At 48.6% G+C, this 12464-nt stretch carries 10 protein-coding genes; 8 read left to right on the top strand and 2 right to left on the bottom strand.

Features of this window, described 5'->3' with window-relative positions; genetic code table 11:
- Positions 1–15 precede the first annotated feature (15 nt).
- The 6 genes from HMPREF9431_RS02830 to HMPREF9431_RS02805 all read left to right on the top strand — a co-directional run bounded on the left by HMPREF9431_RS02830 (position 16) and on the right by HMPREF9431_RS02805 (position 6255).
- Positions 16–1125 carry a YncE family protein gene (locus HMPREF9431_RS02830; protein WP_004379579.1) on the top strand — a complete coding sequence of 370 codons (1110 nt, stop codon included), beginning with the start codon at positions 16–18 and terminating at the stop codon, positions 1123–1125.
- A 6-nt stretch (positions 1126–1131) separates the two neighbouring features.
- Complete coding sequence (locus tag HMPREF9431_RS02825; RefSeq protein ID WP_004379578.1) at positions 1132–2292, top strand: ABC transporter substrate-binding protein; 1161 nt, start codon at positions 1132–1134, stop codon at positions 2290–2292.
- A 9-nt stretch (positions 2293–2301) separates the two neighbouring features.
- The gene (locus tag HMPREF9431_RS02820; RefSeq protein WP_004379577.1) at positions 2302–3339 is read left to right on the top strand and encodes an iron ABC transporter permease; all 1038 of its coding nucleotides are present in this window, start codon (positions 2302–2304) and stop codon (positions 3337–3339) included.
- 5 nt (positions 3340–3344) lie between these two features.
- Entirely contained in the window at positions 3345–3839 is a 495-nt protein-coding gene (locus HMPREF9431_RS02815) for a cob(I)yrinic acid a,c-diamide adenosyltransferase (RefSeq protein WP_004379576.1), read from the top strand.
- 476 nt (positions 3840–4315) lie between these two features.
- Positions 4316–4534, top strand: a complete 219-nt coding sequence (locus tag HMPREF9431_RS02810) for a hypothetical protein (protein ID WP_155812922.1) — start codon at positions 4316–4318, stop codon at positions 4532–4534.
- 29 nt (positions 4535–4563) lie between these two features.
- On the top strand, positions 4564–6255 hold the full coding sequence (locus HMPREF9431_RS02805; protein WP_004379572.1) for a hypothetical protein: 1692 nt from the start codon (positions 4564–4566) through the stop codon (positions 6253–6255).
- 308 nt (positions 6256–6563) lie between these two features.
- On the opposite strand, the gene HMPREF9431_RS02800 is transcribed toward HMPREF9431_RS02805, so the two are convergent.
- Complete coding sequence (locus tag HMPREF9431_RS02800; protein WP_155812921.1) at positions 6564–6944, bottom strand: hypothetical protein; 381 nt, start codon at positions 6942–6944, stop codon at positions 6564–6566.
- A gap of 41 nt (positions 6945–6985) precedes the next feature.
- On the opposite strand from HMPREF9431_RS02800, the gene HMPREF9431_RS02795 reads away from it, so the two are divergent.
- Together HMPREF9431_RS02795 and HMPREF9431_RS12140 are read left to right on the top strand one after the other, a co-directional pair.
- The gene (locus HMPREF9431_RS02795; RefSeq protein WP_004379570.1) at positions 6986–7888 is read left to right on the top strand and encodes a DUF6261 family protein; all 903 of its coding nucleotides are present in this window, start codon (positions 6986–6988) and stop codon (positions 7886–7888) included.
- A 332-nt stretch (positions 7889–8220) separates the two neighbouring features.
- A complete protein-coding gene (locus HMPREF9431_RS12140; RefSeq protein ID WP_081463306.1) occupies positions 8221–8409 on the top strand; it encodes a hypothetical protein in 189 nt (62 codons plus the stop codon).
- 444 nt (positions 8410–8853) lie between these two features.
- Here HMPREF9431_RS12140 and nifJ read toward each other — a convergent pair whose 3' ends face one another.
- Entirely contained in the window at positions 8854–12441 is a 3588-nt protein-coding gene (gene nifJ, locus HMPREF9431_RS02790; RefSeq protein ID WP_004379567.1) for a pyruvate:ferredoxin (flavodoxin) oxidoreductase, read from the bottom strand.
- Positions 12442–12464 lie beyond the last annotated feature (23 nt).

Here is a 12464-nt window from a genome sequence, read left to right as displayed (position 1 = left end):
TTAAATATTTACACAATGAAGAAAATTTTATTCTCATTCGCAACCCTTTTCTTGGGAGCTTTGACTTTTGTTTCATGTAGCAACGATGATGACATTCAACCCACTGACCCCATCACAATCAGTAATGGTGCCTTTGTAGTTTGCGAAGGAAACCTGGGAAGTAAAATCCCCGGTTCAGTGAGCTATCTTGATTATAGAACAGGATTTGTTGCCAACAACACTTTTTTGCAAGTAAATGGTCGGGTGCTTGGTGGAACGGTTAATCACGCGTTAATTTATGGCAGTAAGATTTATTTCGTTTCAACCGATGATAACACCATTGAGGTGACCGATCGCAACTTGCGTTCCATCAAGCAGGTGAAGACCACTGACCTCTTAGGCAAAAAGAAAGGTATAAATCCGCGTCATTTGGTGGCCGACGGCGGACGCATTTACTTCACCACGTATGGCAAGTGTTTGGCAGCGATAGATACTGTCGCTTTCTCGTTGAAAGACAGTATTCAGGTGGGCGATCATCCCGAAGGATTTACTATGGCTAATGGAAAAGTGCTGGTGGCCAATTCTTATTATGGCACAGGCAAAGGAACAATCTCTATCGTAGATTTTGCGCGTCACACCTCTGTAGAGAAGAAGGTTGAAGGCATTTATAATCCGCAAGACATGTATGTGGTTGGAAATGACATCTATGTGCTTGATTGGGGAGAGTATGGAGATGCCTCTCAAAACTTTGCGCAGATTGAGGCAGGTTTAAAACAGGTGGTGGCCAAGAATGGCAAAGACGTTGCCGAAACGGTTGTCGCTAATGCTACGCAGGCAACTCTTTATCGTCAACAGTTCTACACCATCAATGCACCTTATGGTGCAGGCAAAGTGGCGTATGGCGTTTATCAAGTAGCAACAAAGAAAACGACGGCGTTGAATATCGCTGTTGATTCGCCAAAGTCGATAGCTGTCGACCCTCAAACCGGAAATCTCTTCATAACGTCTTATACGATGCAAGGCGGCTGGCCCGCTTATAGTAAACCCGGCTATTTGCAAATGTATAGTGCTACGGGGAAGAAGTTGAATAGATACAACGTGGGTGTTGGTCCTTCAACCATTCTATTCAACACCGAAGTACATTAAGGCCGAATGAAGAGCCCACTTGTTTTCATAGCCTTTGTCTGTGGTATCTTTTGTGCTTGTAATGGTGCTGCAACAAGCAACGCCACTTATGAGGGCGACACCCTTGCATTGCGCTATGCCCAACAGCTTTCACTCGTTCAGTATAAGGGTTATATACAAGCCACATTGGCCAATCCTTGGAAGAAAGGTGCCGTGCTACATAGTTATGTGCTCGTTCCCAAAGGTAGAGTAGGAGATAGTCTGTTGCAGCACGATGCACAGTTGCAGACGATGGAAGCTACGGTGGTGCGCACGCCCATTGCGCATGCGGTGGTTTTCACCACGTCGCATTGCGCACTGCTTTACGATTTGCACGCGCGGCAGGCACTTAGCGGTGTATGCGATTTAGCCTATATCAATCTGTCCGACGTGCAGCGGAGAGCTAAATTACCAGCCCGAAACACGGCAAAGGTGGTGGATTGCGGCAGCAGTATGCAACCCGATGTAGAGCGCATCATGCAGTTGCATCCCGAGGCTTTGTTGGTGTCGCCGTTTGAGCAAAGCGGTGGTTTCGCCAAGTTGGCAACCTTAAATATCCCCATCATCGAAACTGCCGACTATATGGAAACCTCGGCACTTGGACGAGCCGAATGGATGAAGTTCTATGGTTTGCTTTTCGGACGGGCACAGCAAGCGGACACTTTGTTTGCACAGGTCGACAGCAACTATCACGCTTTGATGGCCAAGGCACAGCAGACAAGAGAAAAGGTCTCGGCGTTTACCGAGCGCAAGATGGGCAGTGTCTGGTATGTTCCGGGTGGACGGAGCACCATTGCACAGCTGTTGCGCGATGCACGGGTGACTTATCCTTTCGCTGATGATATCCATGCTGGCAGTCTTGCGCTATCGTTTGAAACTGTGCTCAATGAGGCCGGAAATAGTGATATTTGGCTTATCAAATACAACCATCAGCCCAACACACGGCAAGCGTTGTTAGCCGAGGATGCGGGCTATGCACAGTTTAAAGCCTTTCGGCAGGGAAAGGTCTTTGGCTGTGACTGTGCCGCAGTTCCCTATTATGAAGAGGTGGACTTTCATCCCGACAGGTTGCTGAATGACATCTTGCAGATTGCCCATCCAACGCTGACTGGCCTGGCGCCATTGCGTTACTATCATCGCATGAAATAATCTCGGCGCATGAAAAAAACTATCTTTTATTTCGTGGCGCTGATGCTCGGTATTGTGGTTTTATTCTTAGGCAATTTGCTGGTAGGTAGTGTCACGATTCCGTTGCACGATGCGTTGCAGCTGCTTTTCTCGCTAAATGATAGTGCTGCCCGACAACAAATCATGGTGGAACATCCTGCATGGAACTACATTTTGTGGGCCCATCGGTTGCCGCAAGCGTTCACGGCTGTGTTGGCCGGAGCCTCGCTGTCTGTGTGTGGCTTATTGCTGCAAACCACCTTTCGCAATCCGTTAGCCAGTCCCGGTGTTTTCGGTGTGACGAGCGGTGCGGGATTAGGGGTAGCGTTAGTAATGCTTTTGTTGGGCGGCGATGTGCTTGCTGCCCACTTTAACCTCATGGGATTTATAGCCGTGTTGTTGGCAGCTTTTGCAGGAGCCATTCTCGTGACGATGCTTATCTTTGCCTTCTCATGGTTTATAAAAAGCAGTGTCATGTTGCTCATTGTGGGCATCATGGTGGGCTATTTATCGGGAGCCGCCATCTCATTGCTCAACTTCTTTGCCAATGGTGAGGCCGTGAAGTCCTACGTGATCTGGGGAATGGGTGATTTCGGAGGCGTGTCGCCGTCTTATTTGCCCGCCTATACAGCAGTGGTTGGTGTGGCACTTATGCTCACGATGGCATTGGCGAAGCCTCTCAATGCGTTGTTGTTGGGCGAGGACTATGCGGCCAACTTAGGCGTAAATGTCCGGCAAATACGTCACGCTTTGTTGCTGCTCACGGGACTCCTCACGGCTGTGACCACAGCTTTCTGTGGACCTATCGCTTTCATCGGTTTGGCCGTTCCCCATTTGGCCCGCCTCCTTTTAACAACCGACAACCATCGCCTCTTGCTCCCTGCCACCATGGTCATGGGGGCGTTTGTGGCCTTATTATGTTGTTTGTTGTGCCATGTTTGGGGCAGCCGCGGCATCATTCCGCTCAACGCAGTCACACCGCTCATCGGTGCGCCGGTTGTGATTTATGTAATTCTAAAAAACAGATAAAGAAAATGGTTGTGTATACGAAACGCGGCGATGGCGGCGAAACCTCTTTGGGAAACGGTTTGCGCGTAGCCAAAGATGACGTGCGGATTGAAACAAACGGTGAGCTCGACGAGCTGACCTCGCTCCTGGGAATTGTTACCGAGTATGCCGCGCATGACGCGGTGTTACAGCAGCAGTTGATGGACGTGCAACAGCTCTTGATGCAATTAATGGCTCATGTTGCCGACGACACGCGCACGGTTGACAACGCTGCGTTCGAGGCGAAAGTCCGTGAAATGGAGCGTTATATTGATGCAAATAGTCCGCGCCATGCCTTTTGCTTTGTGCGTCCCGGAGGCAATTTGCTCACTGCCCACCTACATTATGCACGTGCCAAAACGCGCACTTGTGAGCGCCGCCTGTGGAGTTTGCAGCGCACGCAGCCAATTTCTTCATGTTGCCTGCAATTCATCAATCGGCTGAGCGACTTTTTATATGTTGCCGCTTTGCAAGCCCGATAAAAGCCATCGACGACATACAAGAGCTGCTTCAAATCGTGTAAACGCGGGCACATGCATATTTTTCGCTGCATTGTTTGCCACTTCCAACAAAACTTTATAACTTTGCACCCGATGTTCGTTGTGAACATCATTAAAACAATAACTTGTGTCGGTGTAAAAATGAAGACAGAAAATAAAAATATTTCGACTTTTAACAGCTTTTATTTGGCAGAACCAAATAAAAGTGTAACACACACACACACACACACACACACATTCTAACGTCCGCTCCTACGCGCGCGTAATATACAACATAATCACTTATAAACAAAGGGTGTGCAAGAAGTTTTTCATAAACTTTTTGCATGCCCTTTTTGTGTGCATAAATCGAACGCATTTGGCATGCGTATGCTTATTCCGTTTCGGAGACGACGCACCCCAAAAATAGAAATCGATAATAAAACTTTTAGGTATAATTTTAATTAATAATGAAGCAAATGATAATTGTAAGAAAAAAACGGGCGTATATACGTCCAGAGTCTATTCTCATTCATGTAGAAAGTGAAGGTTTGCTCGAAAGAGCAAGTGGAAATGCGGGAACAATCGCTCCAGGCCAAAGTGTCGGCGACGCCAAACGGTGGAACGGATTTATGGATGAAGAGGATGAGGACACAGAAACATCCGGAAACGGAAGTTCCGACCTATGGGAAGATTAAACAGTGATCAATTAAAACAACATTCGAAAATGAAAACAATAGTAAACCAACAAACCATAAAACAATGGCTTCGATTTGTAGCCTACAGTTTCATGGGATTATCAATCATAGCTTGTGCCGACAGTGAAGCGCAAGATAAAGACTCAGGCAACGACAACATCTCTACCCATGCAATTCAGTTCAGCGGAGAAACATTTTCGCCCGTCACTCGAACCACCATCACCGACCATGTGCAGAATGGCGGTGCCAGGGTTGAATGGTTGGCTACCGACAAAATTTGGGTAAAGGATAACACCAATACCTGGCAAGAGAGCAACGCTGCGGATTTTCCCGAATCCAACAATAAATCGCACGCCAGTTTCATATTGAATGGTACGTATAGCAATGCTACGCACGACGTCATCTACACCAATATGCCCATTTCTGGCACACAGCCACAAGTTGAAATCAAGGCACAGCAAACCCAGTCGGCTCCTGACAATTTTGACCATGCAGGTGTCTCGGGTGACATCGGCGTAGCACATGCTACCAAGGAAGCCGTCAATCAATATCTCTTTACGCTCGACCACAAGGCCTCTTATCTCTGCCTGCTTCCGCGTTCGAGCAATGCCTATGTCAATCGCAGCAAGCTCACCAAAATTGAGATTATCGCACAAGACAACATTGCCGGCATCTATAACATTGCATCCAACGGCAACCTCGCCCTCGCCTCAAACGGTTCTAAAACCATCACCCTAACCACCACAAACTTTGCCCTCGACAATGCAACCACAGACATCCATAAAAATAGCGTCTATGTTGTCATTGCACCGGGGCTCCACACCATGCGCATTCGCTATTGGATGAAAAACGATGTCGACCATTTAAACAGTACCCCCGGTATAGCAACCCCATTGGGAGTGCCCACACCTGTAGAAGGTGCCGTCACCAAAATTGTTACATTAGATTGCCGTCCCGGCCAAATCCACGATGTCACCGCCAACCTCACCGTTAAGGACTATAGCGCCCAGCGATACTATACTTGGGATGCCAAACAAAACTATTGGTGGAAACACGAATGGAATTCTGCCGACCCATGGCAGCCTGCAGTACCACGGGGGAAGTCAACCCATGCGTATAAAGACACTGACCCCGAATGGAGCCAGGTTGGTCCGCGCATATATCCTTACTCTACTCCTGCTGCAGCCACCAATTCCTGTGCAGTGTGCCCCAACTTGAACGAGGCGATGTGGTATGTTCAAAAAGGCGATGCACACTACGATAGAGAGCTGTGGACCTCCATGGGGCATCTTTATGCCGGTGGATTGTGGCTGAAGAAAAAAGCACGCATCCTGCTCGACCAAGGCATCACTGCCACCCAAATGGAATCGTCGGCAACCATCAAGGATTATTTGGGTAACCCAGTTACCAAGGATTGGCGAACAGAGAATGCCAATTTTAGTTTTGGCGCATACACTGTACCCACGCAGGGGCTTCCACCGCTCAACGAAATGGCCGACTATTTCTATCTGCCGGCTTATGGAGCCTATGCTTTTAACATAACAGGTGGAATTGGTGAAGCTGGTTATTATTGGACTTCCAACGCCACGGGATGGCTGTACGACGGATGGGGAATCACCGCAGATGCCTTTTGGTTTAGCCCCACATGGGTATCCTGTGGACATAGTTGGAGTCGCAACTCACCACGCACCGATGGCATGGTGGTGCAATCATTTGAATAATCATAGAATGAAGAATTACGTTGCAGCAAGGGTAGTGGCCGTGCCTGTGTGCCGGCCAGCGCGCCCCGCAAGGGCGCATCCATCGTTAGGCGGTGCCTTTCACGGATGGAAACATGGCGTTTGCACGTGGAATCGTGCCCTTTGCCGATGGAAACGCAACGTTTGCGGATGGCAATACCTCATTTTCGGATGGAAATGTATTACTTTGGTATGGAAACGCCGCTACGCGGACGTTCGGGCGGGCACACAGGCGCCGCCCCTACCATTCCAACACACGCCGCCGTTCTGCAAAGGTGAAAATAAAAATTTTAATGCTCGCAGTAACGCTGCGAGCGATAAAACGCGAAAAACAGTGCTCGCAGTGACGCTGCAAGCGATAAAACGCAAAAAACAATGCTCGCAGTAACGCTGCAAGCGATAAAACGTAAAAAACAGTGCTCGCAGTGACGCTGCAAGCGATAAAACGCAAAAAACAATGCTCGCAGTAACGCTGCAAGCGCTGAAACGCAAAAAACAGTGCTCGCAGTAACGCTGCAAGCGCTGAAACGTAAAAAACAGTGCTCGCAGTAACGCTGCAAGCGATGAAACGCAAAAAACAGTGCTCGCAGTAACGCTGCAAGCGCCAAAACGTAAAAAACAGTGCTCGCAGTAACGCTGCAAGCATTGAAATCAAAAATAACAACGATCAAAGAACAATTTTTTTTATTTAATACATTAAAAGCATTTCATGATGATTGATATCCAAAAAGTTGATTTAGTGGGCATGAACAACGGTGCACACTACGAATTTATGAAAGTGGTGAACGACCGTTTCGCAGCAGAGGCAACACTGAGTACGAATGCTTCGGCGAAAAAGGCGATGGAGGCTTTGGCTGCCGCGTTGAAGGAGGAGGATCGCTGCCTGGTGATTTCGCGGCGGAACCTTATCACGGACGACATCCGCGCGGCCGACAAGGCGCGCGACGACATTTTCCGCGGGTTGCGCAAAGCGATTAATGGATTCACGGATGCGCCCGTGGCCGATGTGGCGAAAGCGGGAAAGGTGCTGAAGCAGTGTGTGGCCGATTATGCCATCAACCCTGCGATGCAACTGGACCGCGAAACGGGCTTGCTGCACAATTTCATCGCCGATTTGGAAACAAAGCATGCTGCCGAGGTGGCAAAGTTGGGGCTCACGCTCTATGTTGCGCCGCTGAAGGAGGCCAACGCCAAGGTGGAGCAGTTTATCGTCGACCGCACCACGGCACAATCGGTCATTGCTGCCGGCGAATTGCGCGCGGCACGTTTGGCCACCGATGCCGCCTATCGTCACCTCGTGAAGTTCGTCAATGCGTTGGCCATGGTCTCCGGCACCACCGACTACGATGCCTTGGCCAAATTCCTCAACGAGCACATCGACCGCTACAAACACGAGGTGCTGCCGAAGAAAAAGAAGGGTGGCAAAAAGCCGTCGGATGGCGACAAACCGGGTGACGGAAAGAAACCCGGTGACGGCGGAAAAACACCTGATGGCAAGAAGCCGGGCGGTGGAAACCCGGGCGATGGTGGCGACGGCAAGGACAAACCAGGCGACGGTAAAGACAAACCGGTTGGCAAAGGTCAGGGCGATGCTACGGTGACGCCCAAAGAATAGCTTGTTTTAAAATAAATGACGTCATCCACGGTGACGCCCAAAGAATAACTTGCTTTAAAACAAATGACGTCATCCACGGTGACGCCCAAATCATAACGATACACACACTTTTTTATTTCAAAGAATGGGGGCGGGAGTGCGCGATGCATTTCCGCCCCCGATGTGTTGTGTGGATTGTTTACGCGTTTCGTTTGGGTGGTTGATGTCGTTGGGGAGGATTGTACGCGGATGTATAACGGAGTTTAGTAGGGGCGGTGCCTGTGTGCCCGCCCGTGTCGCACTGCAGGGGCGCATCCATCATTCATTCCCATGCGCAATGCGTGTATTTTGGTATGGAAACGCCGCTATGCGGACGTTCGGGCGGGCACACAGGCACCGCCCCTACGGTTTCGTTTGGGTGGATTGCATGTAAATGGTTATTTTATTTGTGTGGGATTGCGTGGAAAAATATGATGGAGGTTGGTAGGGGCGGTGCCTGTGTGCCCGCCCGTGTCGCACTGCAGGGGCGCATTTATCGTTAAATCCTCGTGTGTAAATGGATGTGGGGGAAATCAAGCCTGTAGGGCTTGTACTTTTGATAGCCCAGGGTAGCCTCCTATCGTCGGCAACCCTGGGTAAAGTCGCCGGGCAGGAACCTATGCCATCGGCATTGTACTTTTTAAAATCAATTTGCATGCGGGGAAATCATTCATTCGCCGCATGTGGTGATAATGTGCGATGAGAAAAAGTACAACCCCCAAGGGGGTAGCCTCACCCCTTACATCATTACCCAGGGTAGGCTGCGTTGCACTTGCCAACCCTGCGCTATCGAAAGTATAACCCCGATGGGGTAATAACAGCGATAAATCTTTAAAAAGCGTATTGCTGCTTTTGAGGCTGCACATGATAAAACAAAAATTGAGGGCTTGTACATGGTTTGTACAAGCCCTTAAAATGATGTTGAGCATCCTTCCGATGCCTACGTTTTAAGCTTCTTCGCTCCAGTCCTCTTTGCTCTTGCGAACATAAGTCTGATAGCGCAACTTCGCCATCTTCTCAGCTTCTGAGAAGAGCTCCTCTGCCTCGGCCGGATAAGCCTTTGCTACTGAAGAGTAGCGCACCTCGCCCATGAGGAATTCGCGGAAGTCGGCAAAGTTCGGTGCTTTAGAATCCAATTGGAATGGGTTCTTGCCTTCGTCAGCCAAGCGTGGATCATAGCGCCACAAGTGCCAGTAGCCACAATCTACAGCGAGCTTCTCTTCGTTTTGGCTGCGTCCCATATTACGCTTCATGTTTTTCGTTCCCTTAATACCGTGGTTGATACAGGGAGAATAAGCAATGACAAGCGATGGTCCGGGATAGGCCTCTGCCTCGCGAATGGCTTTGAGGGTTTGATTGTTATCGGCACCCATAGCCACTTGTGCTACGTAAACATAACCATAGGTGGTTTGCATCAAGCCCAGGTCTTTCTTGCGAATGCGCTTACCTTGTGCAGCAAATTGTGCAATGGCACCCAATGGGGTAGACTTAGAACTCTGGCCACCCGTGTTAGAGTAGACCTCGGTATCGAGTACAAGGATATTTACATCTTCACCCGTTGAGAGCACGTGGTCAAGACCGCCGTAGCCGATGTCGTAAGAAGCACCATCACCGCCGATAATCCATTGGCTGCGTTTCACGAGATAGTGGTCGAGGGTTTGTAGTTCCTTGCAAACGTCGCAACCTGCAGCTGCACCTTTTTCGATGAATGGCTTCAAAGCAGCTGCCGCCACTTTCGACCCGTTGGCATCGTTCTTGTTATCAATCCAGTTCTGTGCGGCTGATTTGAAATCGGCAGCTGTCTTATCGTCAGCAATGAGATTGTTGAGCAACACGGTAATACGCTCGCGCATTTTCTTGTTACCCATAGCCATACCTAAACCAAACTCACAGAAGTCTTCGAACAGCGAGTTATCGAATGCCGGTCCTTGTCCTTTTTCGTTCGTGGTATAAGGTGTTGAAGGGATGGAAGCTGAATAGATAGACGAACAACCAGTTGCGTTGGCAATCATTTCGCGGTCACCGAAGAGCTGTGAAACCAACTTCACGTAAGGTGTCTCACCACAACCTGAGCATGCACCAGAGAATTCAAACAATGGTTGAGCAAACTGGCTATTCTTAGGACTCTGCTTGATGTCTACAAGATCTTGCTTGCTCTTGACATGCTTCACCATGTATTCCCAGTTGGCTTCTTCCTTTTTCATGTTAGGATCGTCAACGTTGAACGGAGCCATAACCAAAGCTTTTTCGCCCTTCTTACCTGGACAAACATCTGCACAGTTTCCACAACCTAAACAATCGAGCACGTCAACCTGAATACGGAATTGCATGCCTTTGAGCTGTTTGGGTGCAAGAATGTCCATGGTCATGCCCTCAAAGCCGGCCTTTTCGTTATCATCCAAAACAAACGGACGGATGGTTGCGTGGGGACAGCAGTAAGCACACTTGTTACACTGAATACAATTATCGGCATTCCAAACGGGAACAAATGCTGCAACACCACGCTTCTCGAAAGCTGCTGTGCCGTTTTTCCACGTTCCGTCGACGGTATCGTTCTTCACAAAGTCAGAAACTTTCAGCAAATCGCCCGATTGTGCGTTGATAGGACGAACAATTTCTTTGATGAATGCGGGAACATCGCCATCATTATCTTCGTCAGCAGGCAGTTTAGCCCATGCGGGATCAATAGCAAGTTCTTTGTATTCGCCACCACGGTCAACTGCTGCATAGTTCTTGTCAACCACATCTTGTCCTTTCTTCCCATACGACTTCACGATGAAAGCCTTCATCTGCTCAACGGCAAGTTCGGTGGGAATAACTTTCGTGATGCGGAAGAATGCCGATTGAAGAATGGTATTGGTGCGGTTACCCAACCCAATCTCTTGCGCAATCTTGGTTGCATTGATATAGTAAACTTTGATGTTGTGCTTTGCAAAATAAGCCTTCACCTTATTGGGAATGAAGTTAACGAGCTCTTCGCCTTCGAAAATGGTATTCAGCAAGAATGTGCCATTATCGCGCAAACCGCGTGTAACGTCATACATGTGGAGGTAGGCCTGAACGTGGCAAGCTACAAAGTTAGGCGTATTTACCTGATAAGCTGAATGGATAGGCTCGTCTCCGAAACGGAGGTGTGAGCAGGTGAAACCACCCGACTTCTTAGAATCGTAGCTAAAGTAAGCCTGACAATATTTGTTAGTGTTGTTACCGATAATCTGAACCGAGTTCTTATTTGCGCCAACGGTTCCGTCTGCACCAAGACCATAGAATTTTGCCTCATATAATCCTTCGCCACCCAGAGGGATTTCTTCTACTTCGGGAAGTGAGGTAAAGGTGACATCGTCAACAATACCCACTGTGAAGTGGTTCTTTGGCATAGGCAACTCAAGGTTGTTGAATACAGAGATAATCTTTGCAGGCGTTGTGTCTGAAGAGCCTAAACCATAACGACCTCCAACAATCAGGGGCTTGCGTGGATCTTCGTAGAGTGCACTCTTCACATCGAGATACAAAGGCTCGCCTTCTGCACCTGGCTCCTTTGTACGATCGAGCACGGCAATGCGCTTCACAGTTTCAGGAATAGCCTTACGGATAGCTTCAACCGAGAACGGACGATAGAGGTGCACAGCAACCATCCCCACTTTCTTACCCTGTTTAACAAGATAGTCAATGGCTTCGCGTGCAGGTTCTGTTGCAGAACCCATCAAGATGATAATATTCTCTGCGTCCTTTGCACCATAATAATTAAAGAGATGGTACTCACGACCTGTAATCTTTGAAATCTCACCAAGATACTTTTCTACGATTCCAGGAATACGATCGTAATACTGGTTCGATGCTTCACGATGGGTGAAGAATGTTTCCGGATTTTCGGCTGTACCGCGTGTTACAGGCCGTTCAGGCGTCAATGCACGGTCACGAAATCTCTTAATAAACTCTTGCTTTACCAATGGACGGATGTCTTCCATATCCATCTCTTCAATCTTGTGGTATTCGTGAGAGGTGCGGAAGCCATCGAAGAAATTAACGAACGGAACAGAACTTTCCAACGATGCCAAATGTGGCACGGCAGAAAGATCCATCACTTCTTGCACGGAACCTGAGCAGAACATTGCAAACCCTGTTTGGCGACATGCCATAACGTCTTGGTGATCGCCGAAAATACAGAGCGAATGAGAAGCCAATGTACGCGCCGATACGTTAAATACGCAGGGAAGCAATTCGCCGGCAATCTTATACATGTTGGGAATCATCAACAACAAACCTTGCGAGGCTGTATAGGTTGAAGTCAAGGCACCAGCTTGCAAAGAACCGTGAACGGCACCAGCTGCACCGCCTTCAGATTCCATTTCTTGGATAGAAACGGTCTGACCAAATAAATTCTTTCGACCTTTTGCCGACCATTCGTCAACATGCTCTGCCATCGGAGACGACGGAGTAATAGGATAGATGGCAGCTACCTCTGTAAACATATAGCTGATATGTGCAGCGGCTGTGTTACCATCACATGTGATAAACTTTTTCTCTTTAGCCATTTTATTATTAAATTAATGAATGT

The organism is Segatella oulorum F0390 (genome assembly GCF_000224615.1).
GTDB classification, from domain to species: Bacteria; Bacteroidota; Bacteroidia; order Bacteroidales; family Bacteroidaceae; genus Prevotella; species Prevotella oulorum.
This window is presented reverse-complemented; position numbering and strand designations above follow the sequence as displayed.

Coding starts and splice junctions, on each gene's coding strand:
- HMPREF9431_RS02805 (WP_004379572.1), top strand. CDS start 4,564: ATGAAAACAATAGTAAACCAACAAACCATAAAACAATGGCTTCGATTT.
- HMPREF9431_RS02815 (WP_004379576.1), top strand. CDS start 3,345: ATGGTTGTGTATACGAAACGCGGCGATGGCGGCGAAACCTCTTTGGGA.
- HMPREF9431_RS02810 (WP_155812922.1), top strand. CDS start 4,316: ATGATAATTGTAAGAAAAAAACGGGCGTATATACGTCCAGAGTCTATT.
- HMPREF9431_RS02825 (WP_004379578.1), top strand. CDS start 1,132: ATGAAGAGCCCACTTGTTTTCATAGCCTTTGTCTGTGGTATCTTTTGT.
- HMPREF9431_RS12140 (WP_081463306.1), top strand. CDS start 8,221: ATGGAAACGCCGCTATGCGGACGTTCGGGCGGGCACACAGGCACCGCC.
- HMPREF9431_RS02820 (WP_004379577.1), top strand. CDS start 2,302: ATGAAAAAAACTATCTTTTATTTCGTGGCGCTGATGCTCGGTATTGTG.
- nifJ (WP_004379567.1), bottom strand. CDS start 12,441: ATGGCTAAAGAGAAAAAGTTTATCACATGTGATGGTAACACAGCCGCT.
- HMPREF9431_RS02830 (WP_004379579.1), top strand. CDS start 16: ATGAAGAAAATTTTATTCTCATTCGCAACCCTTTTCTTGGGAGCTTTG.
- HMPREF9431_RS02795 (WP_004379570.1), top strand. CDS start 6,986: ATGATTGATATCCAAAAAGTTGATTTAGTGGGCATGAACAACGGTGCA.